This window comes from Leifsonia sp. YAF41, assembly GCF_052113185.1.
Classification (GTDB): domain Bacteria; phylum Actinomycetota; class Actinomycetes; order Actinomycetales; family Microbacteriaceae; genus Cryobacterium.
On record NZ_JBFRCS010000029.1, the window covers coordinates 1 to 387 of the forward strand.

General features: G+C 58.4%; 1 protein-coding gene. It reads right to left on the reverse strand.

What is annotated here, in order from left to right:
• Positions 1 to 27: 27 nt before the first annotated feature.
• Positions 28 to 318 (reverse strand): hypothetical protein, encoded by a 291-nt coding sequence (locus tag AB4Y63_RS19160; RefSeq protein WP_441792661.1) that lies wholly within the window; start codon positions 316 to 318, stop codon positions 28 to 30.
• Between the last annotated feature and the right edge of the window lie 69 nt (positions 319 to 387).

Genomic DNA, 387 nt, shown 5'->3' on the forward strand with positions numbered 1-387 from the left:
CGTCCAGGCCGCGCTAGTTTGATCCAGTTAAAACCCGGGCGGGACCCGCTCGACTTCGAAAAGACGCCCATCGCTGTCTTCGAAAAGCACGACGTCCAGAAGCTCATCCCCTTGACCGCCAACCTGGCCCAGAGGGGTTTGACCAGGTGAGGATGGAACATGGCCTGGCAGGTGAAATCGCAGCATCGAGCGATCCGCCAGCAACACCTCGATCTCGGCGGCGGCCAAGTCTGCCAACATCTGATCTCGCTTTAGAGGCGCAAGCCTGGCGATGATCAGATTGATCGCTTTCAGCTCATGGTCGGTCAGCTCGGTCATGAGCGACCATACCTCCATAAGCTGAGCTTCTCAGAGCTTAATCCCTCAATGCCCCGGACGCGGCTCGAA

Bases quoted from the DNA above. Each gene is read 5' to 3' on its own strand.
- AB4Y63_RS19160 (WP_441792661.1), bottom strand. From the start codon at position 318: ATGACCGAGCTGACCGACCATGAGCTGAAAGCGATCAATCTGATCATC.